The sequence below is a fragment of the Mycobacterium scrofulaceum genome, from assembly GCF_002086735.1.
GTDB lineage: Bacteria > Actinomycetota > Actinomycetes > Mycobacteriales > Mycobacteriaceae > Mycobacterium > Mycobacterium scrofulaceum.
On record NZ_MVIJ01000070.1, the window covers coordinates 1 to 19,879 of the forward strand.

At 68.4% G+C, this 19,879-nt stretch carries 20 protein-coding genes and 1 pseudogene; 13 read left to right on the forward strand and 8 right to left on the reverse strand.

Going from position 1 to position 19,879, the window contains the following annotated elements:
- Together BST44_RS26590 and BST44_RS26595 are read right to left on the reverse strand one after the other, a co-directional pair.
- Window positions 1-1,448: Hsp70 family protein (locus tag BST44_RS26590; protein ID WP_083179884.1), on the reverse strand; the 1,448-nt coding region annotated here is incomplete at its 3' end.
- A gap of 105 nt (window positions 1,449-1,553) precedes the next feature.
- The gene (locus BST44_RS26595) at window positions 1,554-2,639 is read right to left on the reverse strand and encodes an NAD(P)H-dependent amine dehydrogenase family protein (RefSeq protein ID WP_083179867.1); all 1,086 of its coding nucleotides are present in this window, start codon (window positions 2,637-2,639) and stop codon (window positions 1,554-1,556) included.
- A 107-nt stretch (window positions 2,640-2,746) separates the two neighbouring features.
- Between BST44_RS26595 and BST44_RS26600 the strand changes: the two genes are divergently transcribed.
- The 4 genes from BST44_RS26600 (at window position 2,747) to BST44_RS26615 (ending at window position 5,509) form a co-directional block, all read left to right on the forward strand.
- Window positions 2,747-3,079 carry an MmpS family transport accessory protein gene (locus BST44_RS26600; RefSeq protein WP_208619894.1) on the forward strand — a complete coding sequence of 111 codons (333 nt, stop codon included), beginning with the start codon at window positions 2,747-2,749 and terminating at the stop codon, window positions 3,077-3,079.
- Window positions 3,080-3,091: 12 nt separating this feature from the next.
- A complete protein-coding gene (locus tag BST44_RS26605) occupies window positions 3,092-4,390 on the forward strand; it encodes a cytochrome P450 (protein WP_083179869.1) in 1,299 nt (432 codons plus the stop codon).
- A gap of 98 nt (window positions 4,391-4,488) precedes the next feature.
- On the forward strand, window positions 4,489-5,052 hold the full coding sequence (locus BST44_RS26610; RefSeq protein ID WP_083179870.1) for an ester cyclase: 564 nt from the start codon (window positions 4,489-4,491) through the stop codon (window positions 5,050-5,052).
- Window positions 5,053-5,062: 10 nt separating this feature from the next.
- Window positions 5,063-5,509, forward strand: a complete 447-nt coding sequence (locus tag BST44_RS26615; RefSeq protein WP_083179871.1) for a hypothetical protein — start codon at window positions 5,063-5,065, stop codon at window positions 5,507-5,509.
- Here the strand turns inward: BST44_RS26615 and BST44_RS26620 are convergent, their stop codons facing one another.
- Entirely contained in the window at window positions 5,510-6,220 is a 711-nt protein-coding gene (locus BST44_RS26620; protein WP_083179872.1) for a haloacid dehalogenase type II, read from the reverse strand.
- A gap of 6 nt (window positions 6,221-6,226) precedes the next feature.
- Between BST44_RS26620 and BST44_RS26625 the strand changes: the two genes are divergently transcribed.
- Entirely contained in the window at window positions 6,227-6,598 is a 372-nt protein-coding gene (locus BST44_RS26625) for a YidH family protein (RefSeq protein ID WP_007170915.1), read from the forward strand.
- Window positions 6,595-6,915 (forward strand): DUF202 domain-containing protein, encoded by a 321-nt coding sequence (locus BST44_RS26630; RefSeq protein WP_083179873.1) that lies wholly within the window; start codon window positions 6,595-6,597, stop codon window positions 6,913-6,915. The genes BST44_RS26625 and BST44_RS26630 overlap by 4 nt, the downstream gene beginning before the upstream one ends.
- Here the strand turns inward: BST44_RS26630 and BST44_RS26635 are convergent.
- The gene (locus BST44_RS26635; protein WP_244184955.1) at window positions 6,832-9,792 is read right to left on the reverse strand and encodes an MMPL/RND family transporter; all 2,961 of its coding nucleotides are present in this window, start codon (window positions 9,790-9,792) and stop codon (window positions 6,832-6,834) included. The two genes, BST44_RS26630 and BST44_RS26635, sit on opposite strands and share 84 nt — an antisense overlap.
- Before the next feature lie 669 nt (window positions 9,793-10,461).
- Between BST44_RS26635 and BST44_RS26640 the strand changes: the two genes are divergently transcribed.
- The 7 genes and pseudogenes from BST44_RS26640 to BST44_RS26670 all read left to right on the forward strand — a co-directional run bounded on the left by BST44_RS26640 (window position 10,462) and on the right by BST44_RS26670 (window position 16,851).
- Window positions 10,462-11,313 carry a glycosyltransferase family 2 protein gene (locus BST44_RS26640; RefSeq protein ID WP_083179875.1) on the forward strand — a complete coding sequence of 284 codons (852 nt, stop codon included), beginning with the start codon at window positions 10,462-10,464 and terminating at the stop codon, window positions 11,311-11,313.
- Between the two features lie 47 nt (window positions 11,314-11,360).
- Window positions 11,361-12,122 (forward strand): annotated as a pseudogene (locus tag BST44_RS26645) (lysophospholipid acyltransferase family protein); the annotation flags it as partial.
- A gap of 168 nt (window positions 12,123-12,290) precedes the next feature.
- Window positions 12,291-12,854: a sigma-70 family RNA polymerase sigma factor gene (locus BST44_RS26650; protein ID WP_083179877.1), complete on the forward strand. Its 564-nt coding sequence runs from the start codon at window positions 12,291-12,293 to the stop codon at window positions 12,852-12,854.
- Window positions 12,851-13,549 (forward strand): anti-sigma factor, encoded by a 699-nt coding sequence (locus tag BST44_RS26655; RefSeq protein WP_083179878.1) that lies wholly within the window; start codon window positions 12,851-12,853, stop codon window positions 13,547-13,549. Before BST44_RS26650 ends, BST44_RS26655 begins: the two co-directional genes overlap by 4 nt.
- 116 nt (window positions 13,550-13,665) lie before the next feature.
- Complete coding sequence (locus tag BST44_RS26660; RefSeq protein ID WP_083179879.1) at window positions 13,666-14,346, forward strand: fasciclin domain-containing protein; 681 nt, start codon at window positions 13,666-13,668, stop codon at window positions 14,344-14,346.
- A 99-nt stretch (window positions 14,347-14,445) separates the two neighbouring features.
- Window positions 14,446-16,182, forward strand: coding sequence for a cytochrome c biogenesis protein DipZ (locus BST44_RS26665; RefSeq protein ID WP_208619895.1), 1,737 nt, complete (start codon window positions 14,446-14,448; stop codon window positions 16,180-16,182).
- 135 nt (window positions 16,183-16,317) lie between these two features.
- Window positions 16,318-16,851, forward strand: a complete 534-nt coding sequence (locus tag BST44_RS26670; RefSeq protein ID WP_244184956.1) for a fasciclin domain-containing protein — start codon at window positions 16,318-16,320, stop codon at window positions 16,849-16,851.
- 22 nt (window positions 16,852-16,873) lie between these two features.
- Here the strand turns inward: BST44_RS26670 and BST44_RS26675 are convergent, their stop codons facing one another.
- The 4 genes from BST44_RS26675 to BST44_RS26685 form a co-directional block, all read right to left on the reverse strand.
- On the reverse strand, window positions 16,874-17,110 hold the full coding sequence (locus BST44_RS26675; RefSeq protein ID WP_083179881.1) for a hypothetical protein: 237 nt from the start codon (window positions 17,108-17,110) through the stop codon (window positions 16,874-16,876).
- The gene (locus BST44_RS30200; protein ID WP_158086681.1) at window positions 17,107-17,262 is read right to left on the reverse strand and encodes a hypothetical protein; all 156 of its coding nucleotides are present in this window, start codon (window positions 17,260-17,262) and stop codon (window positions 17,107-17,109) included. The genes BST44_RS26675 and BST44_RS30200 overlap by 4 nt, the downstream gene beginning before the upstream one ends.
- 190 nt (window positions 17,263-17,452) lie before the next feature.
- A complete protein-coding gene (locus tag BST44_RS26680) occupies window positions 17,453-18,934 on the reverse strand; it encodes a flavin-containing monooxygenase (protein WP_083179882.1) in 1,482 nt (493 codons plus the stop codon).
- 328 nt (window positions 18,935-19,262) lie between these two features.
- The gene (locus tag BST44_RS26685) at window positions 19,263-19,505 is read right to left on the reverse strand and encodes an acyl carrier protein (protein WP_083179883.1); all 243 of its coding nucleotides are present in this window, start codon (window positions 19,503-19,505) and stop codon (window positions 19,263-19,265) included.
- Window positions 19,506-19,879: the final 374 nt, after the last annotated feature.

Consider the following 19,879-nt stretch of genomic DNA (forward strand, 5'->3'; position numbering starts at 1 on the left):
GTCGCGGTGTGGGCGGGTGGCGCGGGCGCCGGGTTCTTCGTCACGGCCGGCGTCGTCGCTGATTCGTTCGCCGAGTTCAGCCCGATGCCGACCGCCGCCCCCACCAGCAGCACAGCGGCCGCCGTGCCGACGATCGCCGCCAGCACCGGCAGCCGGAACAGGCGGCGCCTGCGCTTCGCGCTCGGGGGATCGCCGGGCCGCTCCTCGGCGGCGGGCGTTGCGGCGGCTGGCTCCCCGGCGGCGGGGTCGATCCGCGCCTGCTTGCCGGTCTGCGACCAGGCCCGGAAGGAGACGCCGCCCGCAGCCGGCGCCGCCTGGGCCGTCGACGCCGCGGCCGTGGCGGGCGCCGCGGCCGCCGAAGCCGCCGCCGTGACCGGCGCCGCCGGCGCGGCCGAAGTCGCCGCGGCCTCGCCAGGCCCGTTCGCCGCCCGCACTGCCGCCCCGCTGGCCGCGGTCAGTTCCGGGCGAGCGGTGGTGACGACCGGGACGCGGAAGTACTGCGACAGCGTGGTGGCGATCGCGGGGATGTTCGCCCCTCCGCCGGCCGCGACCACGGTCGCCAGGTCATGAATCCCGTTGCGCGCCAATGCGTTTTCCAGCACCGCCACGAACCTGTCCAGCGGGGTGCGGATCGCCCCGTCGAGCTCGCCGCGGGTGACCCGGACCTCGCCCGTCAGCCCGTCGGTCAGCGTCGTCGCCATGCTCGACGACAGCTCCTCCTTGGCGGTCCGGCACGCGGTCCGCAGCCGGCTCAGCGAGCCGATCGCCACGGTGCCCGCCGGGTCGAAGCCGGCGGTGCTGGGCATGTCGGAGATGACGGCGCTCAGCAGCGCCTGGTCGATCAGGTCGCCGGAGAAGTCGTGCAGCCGCACGGTCGGGGCCAGGGCCTGGTAGTCGCCGTCGGCGCGCATGAACGTGATGCTGGTGCCGGTGCCGCCGAAGTCGCATACCGCCACGGTGCCGCGCGGCGGTATGCCGGGGTTGGTCCGCACGGCGAGCAGCGTCGCCGCGGCGTCCGGGACGAGCAGCAGGGGCCGCGCGCGGTTGGACCATTCGGCCACCGAACTCAGCGCGGTGCCCACCGCGTCGACCACCGGGGACGCCCAGTGGGCGGGGTAGGTCACGGCGACGCTCTCGGGCAGGGGCCGCCCGCCGGTGACGGCGTGGGCCAGCGCGCGCATGGCGTCGGCGATCAATTCCTCGGCGCGGCGCACCGAGCCGTCGGCGGCCACCACGCCCCGGGGGTCGGCGACGCGATTCACGAACCCGGTCAGCACCAGGCCCGGCTGGGCGAGCCGGGGGTTCTCGGCGGGGATGCCGACCTCGGGTGCGCGCTCGGGGTAGAGCGTCAGGACCGGCTTGCGGGTGATGGCCCGGTCGGCGGCGACCGCCGCCAGGTTGGTGGCGCCGATCGACAAGCCCAGCGCGGTCCCAGTTCCCTTGGCCATCTTCACAACCCCACATCCAGCAGCACAGCGACCCGGCTAGCCGCCATTGTGCCGCCGAAACCTGTATCGCGTCTCTGCGGTACCTAGGTGCCGGCTGTGCGCCGGTCAGCGAATGTTGCCCGCCCCGGCGATCAGCGGCAGGTCGAGCGGGGTGACCCAGCCCGGCCGCAGGTCGTTGACGGCGGGCACCGCGTTCAGCGCCCGCATCCCGGTCGCCAGGCACCCGGCGGTGGCCGCGTCACGGCCCGATCCGTCGGTGAACCGGAACGCGGTCTCCTGGAAGACGCTTGGCGTGCCCTCGATCTCCACCCGGTAGACGTCGTTGTCGTGGCCGGAGGGCCAGTCGGGAGCGGCGTCGATTCCGATGCGGTTGACGTGTTCGAGCTGAATCCGCGTCTGGCCCTTGTAGATCCCGTTGATGGTGAACCGGACGGCGGCCACATGGCCGGGCTTGATCACGCCCTTGACGGTGTTGCGCTCGGTGGGCGTCACCCACTTGTCCCAGGTGGTGGTGATCTCGTCGAGCATGATGCCGGCCGCGTGCGCGATCATCGGGACCGTGGCGCCCCACGCGAAGATCAGCATGTTGGAGTCTTCCAGCATCGGGCTGTATTCCGGCTCGCGGCCGATGCCCATCTCGACCTCGTAGTCGCCCTCGTAGTTGGTGTAGTCGAGCAGTTCCGAGGCGCGCACCCGGCGCACCTCCGAGCACAGGCCCATCAGCGTCATGGGGAACAGGTCGTTGGCGAACCCGGGGTCGATGCCGGTGGTGAAGCAGGACGATTGCCCCAGCTCGCACGCCTCGGTGATGGGCGCGATCCAGTTCGGCGGGTTGAGGTGCATCGTCGGCCACACCCACGGGGTCATCGCCGTCGAGCACACGTCGATGCCGGCGCGCAGGAAGCGGGTGATCAGCGAGATGTTGTCCTTGGCGTGCATCGCCGTCGGGCCGTAGTGCACCAGCGCGTCCGGCTTGAGCGCGATCAGGGCGTCGACGTCGTCGGTGGCGACGATGCCCACCGGCTCGGGCAGGCCGCAGATGTCGCCGACGTCGCGGCCGACCTTGTCGGGGTTGCTGACGCCGACGCCCACCAGCTCGAAGAGCGGATGCTTGACGATCTCGGCGATCACCATCTTGCCGACGAACCCGGTGCCCCAGATCACCACGCGTTTCGAGCCGTGTTGCGACATACTCACCTTCCCGTCCCAGCCCCCGTGGGACTACACACTAGAGCGGCGCGGCTTCGTCTGGGCGGAAAGCTTCCCCTAGCCCCGCGGCGGGTGACACGATGCAAATCATGACGAAGCATGTGCGCGGGCTTTCGATCCTGTTCGCTGTCGGCGTCGTGGCGGCCCCCGGTGTGGCCCACGCGATCCCCCAGATGCCCAAGGCCCGTTACGAGGTGACCGGTGCCGGCGTCGCGCAGTACATCTCGTACCAGACCGACGCCGGCCAGCTGCACCAGGTCAACGCGCCACTGCCCTGGTCGACGGAGTTCACCTCGTTCGGGGGGCAGGTGTTCGTCGTCAGCGCGCAGGGCGTCGGCCCGCTGCGCTGCCGGATTCTGCTCGACGGCAACGTCGTCGCCGACGCCCAGTCGGCCGGCGGCCGGACGGTCTGCAACCACTAACGGAGGTCCTCGGTGAGTCTGAAGACGGGCATCGCGACGCGAACCAACGGGGCGCCACCGCCGCAGGTGCCCCTGGCCGACATCCATCTCGATTCGCTGGACTTCTGGGCCCTCGACGACGACTTCCGCGACGGCGCCTTCGCCACGCTGCGCCGCGAGGCTCCGCTCTCGTTCTGGCCGGCGATCGAGATGGAGGGATTCGTGGCGGGCGAGGGCTATTGGTCGCTCACCCGGCACGACGACGTCCACTTCGCCAGCCGCCATCCGGAGATTTTCAGCTCCAGCCCCAACATCACGGTCAACGACAACGCGCCCGAGATCGCCGAGTACTTCGGCTCGATGATCGTGCTCGATGACCCCCGACACCAGCGGCTGCGCTCGATCGTCAGCCGGGCGTTCACCCCGAAGGTGGTGGCGCGCATCGAGGCGTCGGTGCGCGAGCGGGCCCGCCGGCTGGTCGCGTCGCTGATCGCCAACCATCCCAACGGGGAGGCCGACCTGGTCACCGAGCTCGCGGGGCCGCTGCCGCTGCAGATCATCTGCGACATGATGGGCATCCCGGAGGACGACCATCAGCGAATCTTCCACTGGACCAACGTGATTCTCGGGTTCGGCGACCCCGACCTGACCACGGACTTCGAGGAGTTCCTCAAGATCTCGATGGACATCGGCGCCTACGCCACGGAGCTCGCCGAGGACCGCCGCGTCAATCACCACGACGACCTGACCAGCAGCCTGGTGGAGGCCGAGGTCGACGGCGAGCGGCTGTCCTCGGCCGAGATCGCGTCCTTCTTCATCCTGCTGGTGGTGGCCGGCAACGAGACCACGCGCAACGCGATCAGCCACGGGGTGCTGGCCCTGTCGCGCTACCCCGACGAACGCGACAAGTGGTGGGCCGACTTCGACCGGCTGGCGCCGACGGCGGTCGAGGAGATCGTGCGGTGGGCCTCGCCGGTGGTCTACATGCGGCGGACGCTGACGCGCGACTTCAAGCTGAGCGGCGTCAAGATGGCCGAGGGAGACAAGGCCGTGCTGTGGTACAACTCGGCCAACCGCGACGAGGCGACGTTCGCCAACCCGTGGCTTTTCGACCTGGCGCGAACGCCCAACCCGCACTTCGGATTCGGCGGCGGCGGGGCGCATTTCTGCCTGGGCGCCAACCTCGCCCGCCGTGAGATCCGGGTGGTGTTCGACGAGTTGCGCCGCGAGATCCCCGACATCGTCGCGACCGGGGAACCCGCGCGGCTGCTGTCGCAGTTCATCCACGGCATCAAGACCCTGCCGGTCGCCTGGACTCCCCCGCGCGGCTAGGACCCACCCCCCCTCTCCCGCGAGCAGACACAAAATAGCACACCGAAGCGTCAGATTGTGCGAGTTTGCGTCTGCTCGCCGGGTTTATCGTTACCTGCATGACGATTCCCGCGTTCCCCTCCGCGGAGGTGCTGGCCGCCCGCCAGAAGCTCGTGCTCGACCATTTCCACGACGAGGTCCGCCAGGACTGGGACGACGTGCTGTCGACCTTCCCCCATCCGCGCTACGAGCTGATCCCGCAGATGATCGTGCACGACGGTGCCACCGCGGTGCGCGACTACTACGCCTACACGCGGACCGCCTTCCCCGACCAGGACCACGAGATCATCGCGCTGCGGCACAGCGCCGACGCGGTGATCGTCGAGTTCTGGTTGATGGGCACGCATCGCGGCTACCTGGGCAAGGTGCCGCCCACCGGCAGCCGGTTCCGGGTCCGTATGACCGCCTACTTCGTGTTCGACGGGTCCGAAACGCTTGTCTGCGAACGTATCTACTTCGACACGCTGACCATGATCAAACAGCTCCTCGGCGGGCTGGACATGAAGAAGCCGGCGAACTGGCTGCTGGCCGCGCGCTGCGCGCGCGGCTTCCTGTCGATGTCGTCGGAAAAGCCCGACCCCGCGCTGACGAATACGGTGCCGCCGAGCTTCCTGCCTGCCTAGACTGCACTGCATGCGGGCCCGTTATGCGGTATGCGGCCTGAGCGCCGCGGCGATCCTGGGTGCCTGCGCGACGGCCACCGCCGCCCCCTGGCCCCAGGGCACGCACACCGAGAAGTGGATCGATCTGAAGCCCGGCGAATGCGTGACCGACCTGCCCCCACCCGACCTGAGCCGCGTGACGGTCACCGTGGTCGATTGCGCGACGGCGCATTTGGCCGAGGTGTACCTGCGCGCCCCGATGGCGGTGGACAAGGCCGTCGCCATCGTCGCCAACCGGGACTGCAACGACGGGTTCGCCCCGTACACCGGCCGGCCCGTCGCGGGCAGCCCGTTTTCGATCACCTACCTGATCGACTCGAATCAGGATCGCACCGGCGCCGATCCCGCCCCGAGCACCGTCATCTGCCTGTTGCAGGCGGCCAACGGGCAACCGCTGACCGGGTCCGCCCGCCGCTGATCAGCAGCCGAGATGCGCTGCGAGGTCGAGGAAGTCGGACGCGTTGACGTCGAACTCGTCGGAGTAGGCGATGTCGGCGTCGCCGCCGGCGCCGAACTCCAGCGGGCGCGCGACGAAGGCGGTCCGGCATCCGAGCGCCGCCGCGGCGCGCAGGTCGTACTTGTGGCTGGCGACCATCATGATCTCGCCGGGGGGCAGGCCCAGGTAGGCGGCCGCCATCCGGTAGATAGCCGGGTCGGGCTTGAACACCCCGGCCATCTCGGCGGCAAAGATCGCGTCCCACGGCAGGCCCGCGCGCTTGGAGATCTCGATGACCGCCGACACGTCGGCGTTCGACAGGGTGGCCAGCGTGTAGGCACTCCGCAGCCGTGTCAGGCCCGGCACCGCGTCCGGCCAGGCCCGCAGCCGCCGCCAGGCCAGGGTCAACTCGTCGCGCTCGGCGTCCGCCAACGCGATGCCGCTCTCCTGCAGGACGCGGTCGAGCGCCCGGCGATACACCGAGTGCACCGACACCCAGCCGCCCTCACGGGCCCGCGCCTCCTCTAGCGTCGCGAAATACGCTGCGCGCCAACGCCGCACCACGTCGGGCCAGTCGGCGCCCGGGTGCCGGCCCGCGCCGATCCGCGCCGCCTCGTCGCACACGGTCGAATGGAAATCGGTCGCCGTGCCCTGCACGTCGAACAGCAACGCCTTCACCACAGTCCTCATCATGCAACGATGTGCGTCGTGGCCGACACCGACAGCGCCGAAGAGCAAGAGCCCGACTACCGATTCACCTTCGCCAACGAGCGGACCTTTCTGGCCTGGCAGCGCACCGCGCTGGGGCTGCTGGCCGCGGCGGTCGCGCTCGTGCAGCTGGTCCCGGAGCTCGGGGTCCCGGGCGCGCGGCGTCTGCTCGGCGGGGGGCTCGCGCTGCTGGCGATTCTGACCAGCGGGATGGGGTTGCTGCGCTGGCAGCAGGCCGACCGCGCCATGCGCCACGGGACCCCGCTGCCCCGGCATCCCTCGCCGACCTACCTGGCGGTGGGCCTGACGGTGGTCGGGCTCATCGCGCTCGCGTTGGTGATCGCCAAGGCGGTGCTGGGGTGAGCGGCACGACGGCCGATCGCGGGGGCCAGGCCGAGCGGACGACGCTGGCCTGGACGCGGACGTCGTTCGCGTTCTTGGCCAACGGCGCCCTGCTGATGATCCGGAACCTGCACGGCTCGGTCCGCCCGGCCGACTTGATTCCCGCCGGACTGGCCGGCGCGGTGGCGTTGGGAACGTTCGTGATCGCCGTGCACCGCCAGCACACCCTGCAGCGGCAGCCCCTGCCGAAGCGGCTAACGCCCCGCCGCCAGGTGCATGTCATCGGGACCGCCGTGCTGGCCCTCATCGTCGTCACGGCCCTGTCCCAACTGATCTAGCCGCTCGCCGAGCAGGGCCCGCACCGCCGGGCGCGGCCCCGTCGGCCGCAGCAGCGCGCTGGCGGGGCGCGGACGCACCGTCATCGGCCACCAGAACCAGCGGCCCAGCAGCGCCGCGATGGACGGGGTCATGAAGGCGCGCACCACCAGGGTGTCGAACAGCAGGCCCAGGCCGATCGTCGTGCCCACCTGGCCGAGCACCCGCAGCTCGCTGACCGCCATCGACGCCATCGTGAAGGCGAACACCAGCCCCGCGTTGGTCACGACCTTGCCGGTGCCGCCGACCGCGCGGATGATCCCGGTATTGAGCCCCGCGCCGATCTCCTGTTTGAACCGGGCGACCAGCAGCAGGTTGTAGTCGGATCCCACGGCCAGCAGGATGATCACCGACATCGCGAGCACGAGCCAGTGCAGTTCCATGCGAATGATGTGCTGCCACAACAACACCGAGAGCCCGAAGGAAGCGCCCAGCGAAAGCGCCACCGTCCCGACGATCACCACGGCCGCGGCGAGGCTGCGGGTGATCACCAGCATGATGATGAAAATGAGGCAGAGCGAGGAGATCGCCGCGATCATCAGGTCGTATCTGGCGCCGTCGGAGATGTCCTTGAACACCGCCGCGGTGCCGCCCAGGGAGATCTTGGCGTTCTCCAGCGGGGTGGTCTTCAGCGCTTCCTCGGCCGCGGCCTTGATGGCGTCGACCCGGGCGAAACCCTCGGGTGTCGCGGGGTCGCCCCGGTGCAGGATGAACATGCGAGCGGCTTTGCCGTCCGGCGACAAAAACATTTCCATGCCGCGCTTGAAGTCCCGGTTGTCGAAGACTTCCGGGGGCAGGTAGAAGGAATCGTCGTTCTTGGAGGCGTCGAAGGCCTGCCCCATGGCGCCGGTGTCCGTACTGCCGGCCTCCAGTTGCCCGATGATCCCGGACATGGTGCTGTGCATCGTCAGCATCATGGTCCGCATGCTCGCCATGCTGTCGATCATCGGCGGGATCTGCGTGAGCAGTTGGGGCAGGAGCACGTCGATGTTGTCGAGGTCGCCGACCAGATCGCCCAGCTCGTCGTTGATTTCGTCGACGCCGTCGATCGCGTCGAAGACCGATCGCGTCGACCAGCAGGCGGGGATGTCGTAACAGTGCCGCTCCCAGTAGAAGTAGCTGCGGACCGGCCGGAAGAAGTCCTCGAAGTCCGAGATGCGGTCGCGCAATTCGGCGGTGATCGCCCGCATGTCGTGGGTTGCGCCGGTCAGGTGATGGGTCGTGGCGACCAGCTGCGACATCGCGCCGTACATGCGCCGCATGACGTCGATCATCTTCGCCAACTCGCCGGCCTGGTCGACCAGGTCGTCCATGCGTTGCCTTTCGAAGGAGCTGTTTTGCAGCTGGGCGGCACTTTGCGCGCTGATCATGAACGGCAACGTCGTGTGCGGGAGCGTGGTGCCGTCGGGGCGGGTGATCGCCTGGACCCTGGAGACACCCGGTACGGCCAGGACGCCCTTGGCCAACTTGTTGAGCACCAGCATGTCCGCCGGGTCGCGCATGTCGTGATCCGCCTCGACCAGCATGATCTCCGGCTTCATCCGCGCCTGGGAGAAGTGGCGGTCGGCGGCGGCGTATCCGGCGTTGGCGGGGATGTCGCCGGGGACGTACTGCCGGTCGTTGTAGCTGGTCCGGTAGCCCGGCAGGGCGAGCAGGCCGACGAGCGCGATGCCGCACGTCGCCACCAGGACGGGCGCCGGCCAGCGGGTGACCACGGCGCCCACCCGTCGCCAGCCACGAACCTTGATCATCCGCTTGGGGTCGAAAAGGCGATAGCGACTGCCGACGGTGAGGACGGCCGGCCCCAGGGTGAGCGCGGCCGCCACCGCGACCAACATGCCCGCCGCGCACGGTATGCCCAGGGACTGGAAGTAGGGCAACCGCGTGAAGCTCAGGCAGTACGTCGCGCCGGCGATCGTCAGGCCGGAGCCCAGGATCACGTGGGCGACCCCGCGGTAGGTGGTGTAGTAGGCCGCCTCCCGGTCCTCGCCGGCCTGACGCGCCTCCTGGTAGCGACCGAGCAGAAATATCCCGTAGTCCGTTCCCGCCGCGAGCCCCAGCGAGGTGAGCAGGTTGATGGCGAAGGTGGAAAGCCCGATGACGCCCAGGTCCGCGAGCAACGCGACGGTTCCGCGCGCGGCGACGAACTCGACGCCGACCAAGGCCAGCAGCAGGACGACGGTGACGATCGATCGGTAGACGGCGAGTAGGACGACGAAGATCACCGCGACGGTCGTGGCCGTGATCAGGACGAGTGACTTGTCACCGCTCGCGTGCATGTCGGCGATCAGCACCGACGGCCCGGTCAGGTAGACCGTGAGCCCGTTCGGCGGGGGCGTTCGCGCGACGACGTCGCGGACCGCGTCGATCGATTCGGCCGCCAGGGCCTCGCCCTGGTTACCCGCGAGGTCGAGCTGCACGTAGGTGGCCTTGCCGTCGGCGCTTTGCGCGCCGGCCGCGGTGAGCGGATCGCTCCAGAAGTCCTGGACGTGCTGGACGTGGCGCGGGTCGCCCGTCAGCTTGCGGATCAAGGTCGCGTAGTACTGGTGGGCTCGTTCGCCGAGCGGGTGCTCGCCCTCCAGGACGATCATCGCCGCATTGTCCGAATTGGATTCGCCGAAGACTTTGCCCATCCGCTTCATCGCCTGTATCGACGGGGCCTCGTCGGGCGTCATCGACACCGAGTGCTGCTGCCCCACCTTTTCCAGCGAGGGGACGGCGAGGGTCAACAGGACGGAGATTGCCAGCCATCCCAAGATGATCGGCAGCGAAAGCGTGCGGATGGCGCGTGCGAGAAATGGTCGTTCCGGGTGGGTGGCGGCCGTGCGATATTTGGTCACGTGGATTTCACGGAGCGTCCGCGAAGACGCACGCCTCATCGCCGGTTGCCTGCGCCTTGACTTTACCGACGTCAAGGCATTTATCGCCCTTTGCCACGGCTCTTCTCGTAACGCATTCGATGCGTCTCGGCGCGGACGTCGACTTCGGCGACGTTTTCTTATGTGCGTGAACGTACGTTAAGGCGTGAGGCGACGACTCGCAAATCGAATAATCGCCGGCCTTTCGCCCGCTGGAGGCGCCCCGCAACGACGCCAATCGGGTCGCCCCGCCGCCGGCCGGCATCGTTGCGGCCGTGAGCAGTGCCGAGGTTAGGCTGGCCAAAGTCACCAGTCCGGCTGCGTTGCTGGCACTTTCGCTCCTCACGACGCGGGCAGGACGGTGGTGCGATCGGTCGCCGCCGACGCGCGGGTTGCCATGACCGGCACTACACCGCTGTCTCATGTGTTCAACGTAGACACGTGTTGAACAAGGCACCCTTCCGGGGTTAAGGTTTCGAGAAAACCGACGATATTCGGAGGCAGACTGAGCCAAGGTTGCCATAGGGTCCAAATCAATGGGCGTGGTGATTTTTCCCGCTAGGGGCAATTCGGCGCGCACGTTCCGCCGGTGCAGGGCCGGGGCCAATGCCAGATTCCGTTTCTGCGCCTTCTCAGATTGGTCTGTGAGCAATGCCCCAACAGCCGTCCGTCACCATCGTCATTCCCGCCTATAACGAGGAATGTTATATCGGCAAATGCCTGGAATCGTGCATCGACCAAACGTCGGCGCCCGAAGAGATCATCGTCGTCAGCAACAAGTCGACCGACAACACCGCATCCATCGTGCGCCGGTATCAGGCCGAGCACCCGCACATCGACATTCAGCTGCTCGAGCAAAACGAGCACCAGGGCATCGCGCCGACGCGCAACCACGGTTTCGATCACGCGCGCAGCGACATCATCGCCCGCACCGACGCCGACTCCGTCATCGCCAGGGACTGGGTCGCGACCATTCGCCGCCGGTTCGAGGATCCGGCCGTCGACGCGGCCAGCGGCCCCATCGGCTTTCACGACATGCCGCTGCGCGGCTTCCTGTTCTGGGTCGACTCCACCCTGCGCGGCAAGGTGCACAAGTACGCCAAGAACGAGCGGTTCCTGATCGGGGCCAACATGGCGATCCGCGCGCAGGCGTGGAAGTCGGTGCGTCAGCTGACGCAGCTCGACCTGGAAGACCGCTTGCACGAGGACGTCGACCTGGCGCTGACCTTGTACAAGAACGACTTCGAGATCGCCTACGAGCCGGGCATGATCGCCGCCATGTCCGCCCGCCGGGTGGAATCGTCGCCGCGCGATTTCTACCGGTACGTCACGCGCTACACGCGGACTACCGACCTGCACGGCATCACGAGCCCGGCCGCGTACACGGCGATCACCACCCTGCTGCTGCTGTACTTTCCCTTCCGCGCGATGCGGTTCTTCTACGACGTGGAGAACCGGCGGTTCACCTCGTCGAAGTTGCGGGGCAAGCTGCGAGGCGCGTGACGGCAATGACCGCCGGAGGTGAACTCGCGGAACCGGCGCCGGTCGGCCGCCCCGGGCCGCCCGCGCCGGTTTCGTCGCCCGGTGGCCCCATCGCCGGCGCCCGCAGGCAGGCGGCGCTGGTGGCCGGGTTCGGACTGGCCGTCCCGCTCGCCGCCGGCGCGGCGGGTCTCGGCCTGCTCAGCGGCAGCCGGCGGCGCGGCCTCAACTTCTTCGCCTCCACGTGGCCCCGGGCGCTGCTGTCCACCAACGGCATCCGGTTCACGGTCGTCGGCACGCAGAACCTGACGGCGCAGCGGCCGGCCGTGTTCCTCTACAACCACCGCAACCGGGTCGACCCGTTCATCGCGGCCGCGCTGTTGCGCGACAACTGGATCAAGATCGCCAAGAAGGAGCTCGCGCGCGATCCCATCATCGGGACGCTGCTGAAGCTGAACGACGGCGTGTTCATCGACCGGGATGACACCGCCGCGGCGGTGGAGACATTGCGCGAGGTGGAGCAGCGGGCGAAGGACGGCCTGTCCATCCTGATCGCCCCGGAGGGCACCGCGGTGGACACCACCGAGGTGGGCCCGTTCAAGAAGGGGGCGTTCCGCATCGCCATGGCGGCGGGCGTCCCGATCGTGCCGATCGTGATCCGCAACGCGGAGATCATCGCCGCGCGGGATTCCATGGAGATCCACCCCGGCACCGTGGATGTCGCCGTGCTTCCGCCGATCCCGGTGGAGGACTGGACGCTCGACACGTTGACCGATCGCATCGCGGGTGTGCGCCAACGGTATCTGGACACCCTGGCCGATTGGCCGGCCGAAGCCTAGGCCGCGGCCCGGAAACCGTCGAGCGCATCGGACGCGGCGACGGAAATCGTCCACCCGGACCCCGGCTACGAATAACGGGGGTGGACACCTGTCGGTACAACGCCCCAGCAGGGTCTCGGATCGGGTCTTGCGGGCGCCGGGCGGGCGCTAGGCTACCGATCGATGACGGGACCGCCACCGTCCGGCACCGAGCTGGACGCCCTGCTGCACAAGGTCGCGCGCGGGGACAGCGCCGCGTTCGCGGCCGTCTATGACCTCACTAAGAGCCGGGTGTACGGGATGGTGATGCGGGTGCTGCGCGATTCCGGTTACAGCGAGGAGACCACCCAGGAGATCTACTGCGAGATTTGGCGGTCCGCGCGCGACTACGACTCCAGCAAGGGGTCGGCCCTGTCGTGGCTGCTGACCATCGCGCACCGGCGGGCCGTCGACCGGGTCCGCAGCGAAGAGGCGTTCGGCAGGCGGGAGTCCCGCTACGCCGCCACGAGCGCCGACCCGGCCAGCGACGTCGTCTCCGAAGCGGCGATCGCCGGTGACGAGCGTCGCCGCGTGGTCGAATGCCTGGGCGCGTTGACCGATACGCAGCGGGAGTGTATCCAGTTGGCGTATTACGACGGCCTCTCCTACAGCCAAGTGTCGGAGCGGTTGGCCGCGAATCTGTCGACGATCAAGTCGCGCATGCGCGACGCGCTGCGCGCCCTGCGTAACTGCCTGGAAGTGCCATGACCGAGCCCAACGAATTCGAAATTCTCGAGCTCGCAACGCCGTACGCGTTGGATGCGGTCTCGCAGCAGGAGCGCTCCGAGATCGAACGCCGGGTGGCGGCCGCCCCCCGGTCGGTCGCGGCCGCCTTCCACGACGAGGTCCGTGCCGTCCGCGAGACGATGGCGGCCGTTTCGGCGAGCACGGCCGTCGAACCGCCGGCGCACCTGCGGGACGCGACGTTGCGGGCGATCCGCTCCGGCGACGGACGCAGATACGGTTGGCGCACAGCGGTCTTGGCGGCGGCGGCCGCTGCAGTGGTGGTTGGTGCCGCCGCGTTCGGCGTCGGCACACTCATGCGGCCGCACGCGCCGTCGAGCATCGGCGAGCAGGTCCTGGCGGCCCCGGACGTGCGCACCGTTTCCGGCCCGCTCGGCACGGGTACCGCCACGGTCGTCTTCTCCCACGACCGCAACGCGGGCGTGCTGGTGATGAACAATGTCCCGCCGCCCAAGCCCGGGACCGTCTACCAGATGTGGTTGCTCGGCGACAAGGGCGCGACCTCGGCGGGAACGATGAACACCGCGGCCGTGGCGCCGTCGACGACCGCGACGCTCACCAACCTCGGATCCTCGAAAGCCCTGGCGTTCACCGTCGAACCGGGTACCGGGTCGCCCCAACCGACCGGGACGATCCTGGCCGAATTGCCCCTGGGCTGAGCGGCTCGGATCTTTTTCCCGGACGGCACCCGTCCGTCGTCGCAGCGGCTCCGAATGACTCGCGTCCGATCAGAACGCGCCCAAGCCGGGCCGTCCATGATGAAGGGGTACACGCGATGAACAATGCTCGGGCTAAATCGATCGCTGCCGCAGGCCTCGCGGCGATTGCGCTAGTCGGCGTCTCCGCCTGTTCGAACAACAAGTCGGCGTCTGGGCCGATGACGAGCAGCAGCACGGCCACCAGCAGCGCGGAGAGCAGCATGACGGCGCCGGCGACGACGTCGGCCGCGGCCGATCCGGCGGCGGATTTGATCGGGACGGGCTGCAGCGACTACGCCAAGCAGAATCCCACCGGGCCCGGCTCGGTCGCGGGGATGGCTCAAGACCCGGTCGCCACTGCCGCCTCCAACAACCCGATGCTGACCACCCTGACGTCGGCGCTGTCGGGCAAGCTGAACCCGAACGTCAACCTGGTCGACACGCTGAACAGCGGCCAGTACACGGTCTTCGCGCCGACCAACGCCGCCTTCGACAAGCTGCCGGCGGCCACCATCGACAAGCTCAAGACGGATTCGCCGCTGCTGAAGAGCATCTTGACCTATCACGTGGTGCAGGGTCAGGCGAGCCCCGCGAAGGTCGACGGCGACCACACGACCCTGCAGGGCGCCAAGCTGACCGTGACCGGCCAGGGCAACGACCTCAAGGTCAACGATGCGGGCTTGGTGTGCGGCGGGGCGCACACCGCCAACGCGACGGTGTACATGATCGACACGGTGCTGATGCCGCCGGGCCAGTGAGCCCGCCCGCGGATCGCAGAGGAACAGCCCGGCTTCGGCCGGGCTGTTCTTTTTGATCGCCGCACCGATCCGCAACGCCTTTGGCAGCGAATGCCTTCCGTGCTGACCATTGCGCTGATCGGCCTTGTCGGGGGCCTGCTCACCGGCGTATCGCCCTGCATCCTGCCGGTATTGCCGGTGATTTTTCTCGCCGGCGCTCGAAGCGGCCGCAATGACGCCGCCGCTCAACCCGTTTCGGGCGCAGACGTCGCGGTCGAGCCGAAGCGCGGCGCGCACCCCTTCCTGGTGATCGGCGGGCTGGTGCTCAGCTTCAGCGCGGTCACGTTGACCGGCTCGACGCTGCTGTCGTTCGCGCACCTGCCGCAGGACGCCATCCGCTGGGTCGCTCTGGTCGCCCTGGTCGCCATCGGTCTCGGCCTGATCTTCCCGCGGATCGAACGGCTGCTGGAACGGCCGTTTTCCCGCATCCCGCAGAAGCAGTGGGGTTTCGGCGGCGGCGGGTTCGGGCTCGGGTTAGCGCTGGGCGCGCTCTACGTCCCGTGCGCCGGACCGATTCTGGCCGCGATCGTGGTGGCCGGCGCCACCGCTCCCCTCGGCCCGCGGACCGTGGTGCTGACGTTGGCCTTCGCGGTGGGCGCCGCACTGCCCTTGTTGGCCTTTGCGGTGGCGGGCCATCGGGTCGCCCAACGGGTGGGAGCATTCCGGCGGCGGCAGCGGCGGGTGCGGGTCGCGGCCGGGATCGTGATGATCGTGCTGGCGGTGGGATTGGTGTTCGACCTTCCCGCGCTTGTCCAGCGGGAACTCCCCGACTACACCGGCGGGCTGCAACAACGGCTGGCCACCGACCGGACGGTCCGCGCCAAGCTGAACCTGGGTGGCATCGTCAACGAGCAGAACGCGCAGCTGTCCAATTGCAGCGACGGCGGCCGGCAGCTCGAAAACTGCGGCCCGGCACCCGATCTCAAGGGCATCGTCGGCTGGTTGAACACGCCCGGGGGCCAACCGCTCACGCTCGCCTCCCTGCGGGGTAAGGTCGTCCTGGTCGACTTCTGGGCGTACTCCTGCATCAACTGTCAACGCGCCATCCAGCACGTCGCCGGCTGGTATGACGCCTATAGGGACGACGGACTCGAGGTCGTCGGGGTGCACACCCCGGAGTACGCGTTCGAGAAGGTACCGGGCAACGTCGCCAAAGGCGCCGCCGACCTGGGGATCACCTACCCGATCGCCCTGGACAACGGCTACTCCACCTGGACGAACTACCGCAACCGTTACTGGCCCGCGGAGTATCTGATCGACGCCACCGGCCGCGTGCGCCACATCAAATTCGGCGAGGGCGACTACCACGTGACCGAGGATCTGATCAGGCAGTTGCTCGTGGCGGCGCGTCCGGGGCTCGAGCTGCCGCCCCCGTCGGATGCGAGCCCCTCGACGCCACCGGCCGAGACCACGCCTGAGACCTACTTGGGCGTCGGCAAGGTCGTCAACTATGGGGGTGGCGGGCTATACGACGAGGGCACAACCACTTTCGGCTACCCGCCCACGCTGGGCGGTGACAGCTTCGCCCTGACGGGCCCGTGGTCGCTGGACTACCAGGGCGCAACCGCCGCCGGCGACCAGTCCGGCATCGAGCTGAATTACCACGCCAAGAACGTCTACATCGTCGCCGGCGGCACCGGGACGCTCACGGTCGTTCGGGACGGACGATCCGTCGCGGTGCCGATCAGCGGACCGCCGACCTCGCACCAGATCGTCTCCGGCGCCCGCCTGCAGGCGGGCGCCCTCGAGGTGCGCGCCGATCGGGGACTTCAGGTCTATTCGTTCACGTACGGCTGATCGCCGTCGACCCACCCATCCGCACGGGGCGGGGCTCCGAATCACTGAGCGAAGGTGTCAGACCAACCGATGGAGGACAACGCGATGAAGGTGCACAAGACTGCGGCCGCGGCGAAGGGCTTCGCGGCGGCGGCGATGGTGAGTCTGGGCGTCGTGGCCGCCCCGAACGCGGCGGCGGCCGACCTGGTGGGTACGGGGTGCTCCGATTACGCGGCTGCCAACTCCAGCGGCCCGGCGTCGGTGACCGGGATGTCGCAGGTGCCGGTGGCGCAAGCGGCCGCCAACAATCCGATGCTGACCACCCTGACCTCGGCGCTGTCGGGCAAGCTGAACCCGAACGTCAACCTCGTTGACACACTGAACAACGGCCAGTACACGGTCTTCGCGCCGACCGACGCCGCGTTCAACAAGCTGCCGGCGCAGACGGTCGACCAACTGAAGACGGATTCCAACCTGCTGACCAGCATCCTGACCTATCACGTGGTGCCGGGTCAGTTGAGCCCGGCCAGGGTGGCCGGCGCCCACAAGACGGTTCAGGGCGCGAATGTGACGGTCACCGGCCAGGGCGATGGTCTCCGGGTCAACAACGCGGGACTGGTCTGTGGTGGCGTGCCGACCGCCAACGCGACGGTGTACATGATCGACACGGTGCTGATGCCGCCGGCGTAGTCATCCCATCGGACGGCCGAAGCTAGGCGATGGCACGCAGCCCCGACACCGTCGAGCGCATCGGACGCAGCGACGACAGGAAGAGCACCCCGTAGCCGTTGGCGCGCAGGCTGACTCGCAGGTCCGGGCCGGGGGTGTTGTGTTCGAGCCACTTGGTCAGGGCCGGGCGTTGCTGGTACGCGGAGTCGTGCTGGACGCCCAGCAGCCGCAACAGCGCCGACAACGTGGTGGGCTGGTCGAGCCCCGGGGCGATGGTCAAAGTGTTCCTTCCGGGCAGTGCGTCCGCATGGCGCTGGGCAGCACCTGCTGGGTGTTCGAATCGGCGACGGAATGCGCGGGCGCGTCGAGGCCCCCCAACATGAAGGCAAAGGTGATCGCCAGGCATGCGCATCCTCGGCACAGGGTTTCCATTGGGTCACATCATCTTTCGCATCGAATGCGGACGAAGTCCGCCTCTGTGCTTCAGAGCCGGTTACCCCGCCGCGGCCCGCGCAAACAGCACGGGTGGTAATTCCGCCGGCACACACCGTCCGAGAGGAAAGGCGATGGCTCTTTTGCCGCCGGCCGCGGGGGCCGCGGGGGCCGCGGGCCGGCTGTGGCGTTAGGCGATCACGTAGTCGGTGAGCGGGAACGTCGAGGCTTCCCGCACCGAGTTCAGCGTCGACGTCGGCCGCAGCAGCGACGCCTCACCGCTGGGGCTGAAGTAGTACGAGCGCGACGTCGCGCAGTTGCCGGCGTAGAACACCGAATTGTCCAGCCGTTTTGTCATCCGCGCCATGAACCCGTCGGTGGCCTCTTCGGTCACCTCGAAGGTGGTGGCACCGCGGCGCTTGACCTCGCCGAGCAGCCGGTCCATGTGCCGCATCTGGTATTCGATGGTGTGGAAGAAGGACAGCCCGGAGAAGGCGAACGGGCTGGCCAGGCTGAAGTAATTGGGGAAGTACGGCATCGTGACGCCCTGGTAGGACTGGAACCGGGTCTCGCGCCACCACTTTCCGAGGTTGCGGCCCTTGCGGCCGACCACCTCGATGGCCGGGAAGTTGGCCTCCCACAGGTCGAACCCGGTCGCCAGCACCAGCGTGTCGATGACGGCCTTGCGCCCGTCGGTGGTGACGATGCCGTCCGCCTCGATCCGCGCGATCGACGTGGTCTCCAGGCGCACGTGCGGCTTGCGGAACGCGCGATAGAAGGTGTTGGACATGGTGGGCCGCTTGCAGCCGCAGTCGTAGTCCGGCGTGAACCGGTCGCGCAGTTCCTTGTCCCGGATCCACCCGAATCGGTTGATCTTGGCCAGGTCGGCGGCGGAGATGTTGCCGCGCCCCCGGGACTCCTTGAAGTGCAGCGCCAGGACGACCATGATCATCTCCAAGATCACGTCGGTCACCCACCGCAGCGCGCGCTGCGCCACCGGCAGCCTGCCGAACAGGCGGCGCACCGCCGGCGGGAACTCGAAGTCGGGCTTGGGCATCACGTGGGTGGCGGTGCGCTGGTAGACGGTCAGTTCGCCGGCCTCTTTTGCCAGCTCCGGGATGAGCTGAACCGCCGACGCGCCCGTCCCGATGACGGCGATCCGGCGCCCCGCGTAGTCGTACTGGTGATCCCACGCGGTGGTGTGGACGACCTTGCCCTCGAAGCTCGCGATCCCGGCGATATCCGGCAGGCGCGGCTGGGACAAAAAGCCCGTCGCGGTGATCAAGAAGCGGGTCGTCAGCGTGTCACCGCCGGCCAGCGTTACCCGCCACACCGCGGCGTCCTCGTCCCACTGGGCGCCCTCCACGGTCGTGTTGAACCGCATGTGCCGGCGCACGTCGTACTTGTCGGCGACGTCGGTGGCGTACTGCTTGACCTCGGCGCCCGGCGCGAACAGCCGTGACCAGGTCGGATTGGGCTCGAACCAGTACGAGTAGGTGGTCGACGGGATGTCGACGGCGATGCCCGGGTAGTGGTTGACGTGCCAGGTGCCGCCGAGGTCGTCCTCGCGGTCGAGGATGACGAAGTTGTCATAGCCGAGACGCTTGAGCTGGATCGCGGCGCCGATGCCGCCGAAGCCCGCGCCTACGATGACGGCGTCGTATCGGTTCATAACATGCTCCGTGCTCCGTGCTTCCAAACCCCGACTTGCTTAACGAATGCTTGGACTTACCTTACGTAATTCTAATAAAGAGCGCGGTACGACGCATCCGTGTTTGCCAGCATGTGACCTTGCCGACATCAGCGCGCGAGCCTGGCAACCTTCCCGGAGCCGTGCTCGATCGCCCCAATCATGGCCGCACCCATGCGGTTAACCATCCCTGGCGTGGACGGGAACGGCCCCACGGGCAAACGCCCCGGGGACGGCAGTCGCCTTCGAGCTAACGACCGCCCCCGGGGCCAAAGCCGCTGTCCCGGAGCCGAATCTGCGACGGACGATGTCAGCGGGCGCCCGGCCCGGCCGCGGCCGTCCCCTGCAGGCGGCCCAGGAATTCGTGGCATCGTCGCGCGCGTTCCGAGTCTTGCTCCATCACTTCGCCGAAGAACGATGCGACGTCGTCCATGCCCGCGTTCTTCGCGTCGCGCACGTACTGGCCGTAGTCGTGCCCGGCCTTCAGCGCGTGGTACTGCACCGAGATGAGGTCGAAAGTTACGTCCTCGAAACCCGTTTCACCGGTAGCCATGTCGTCACCTCTCCGTGTCGCTAGCGTGTTCGCGGATCGGCTACCCCGGGGCATCAAGGCCAAACGACGGCTTGCGGGGCGTTTCGGGAGGTGACCTCGCGCTCGGTCTGCCAAAATAGATTCATCCGGTGCGTCGACACGCGGGCCTCATCCGACGCTTGTCGTCGCGCCTGGGTATACAGGAAACGATGGCGAAGATTTCGTAAATTTGACAGTTTGGGAGGCGCTCCTATGGGCATCAATGGCGGCATGATCGCACGTCACCTCATCCGTACCCTCGCTCCCGCCGTAGTTGCAGCGTCCGGCCTCGCCGGGTCGGCGCTCGCTGGTTCTGTCCTCCCCACCGCTTCGGCCCAATGTCCCGACGTCCAAGT